Annotated in this window: 1 pseudogene; it reads left to right on the top strand. The window is 67.2% G+C overall.

Annotated elements, in window-relative coordinates:
* Positions 1-181: 181 nt before the first annotated feature.
* Positions 182-457 (top strand): annotated as a pseudogene (locus tag MKK50_RS22590) (outer membrane protein assembly factor BamA); the annotation flags it as partial.

Below are 457 nucleotides of genomic sequence, written 5' to 3'. Positions count from 1 at the left end.
ACTTGTAGAAGCCGTCGAGGCCGGCCGCCATACGGTAGCCGAGGAAGTACGGCTCGGTGTCAGAGAGATCGCCACCGTGGCCATACTCGACCGCGTGCCCCGCAAAGAGGACATACGGGCAGCGGCCTAGGAAGGTCGAGCAGGAGACCGATGACTAGACGATGATGCGGGCATGGGGGGGGGAGAGCGCCGCCACGTAGAACGAGGACGACGGCGCGGACACGCAGCTTATGTAGACGACAACCCCAGCACCACCGCAACCGTCACCCCCCGCGAGCCCGATCGGACCGATGGCGATGCCTACAACCGCGGGCGGGTGGACCGCGCCGGGCGCCGGCTGAACGGACTGGGCTTCTTCAAGAAGGTGCGCTTCTCCAACGCGCCCGGTTCCGCGCCGGACCGGGTGGTGGTCAACATCGACGTCGAGGATCAGCCCACGGGCTCGTTCTCGGTGGCG

The organism is Methylobacterium sp. J-043 (assembly GCF_022829505.1).
GTDB lineage: Bacteria > Pseudomonadota > Alphaproteobacteria > Rhizobiales > Beijerinckiaceae > Methylobacterium > Methylobacterium extorquens_A.
The sequence above is the reverse complement of the archived record's forward strand: the minus strand, read 5'-3'. Positions and strand labels throughout refer to the sequence as shown.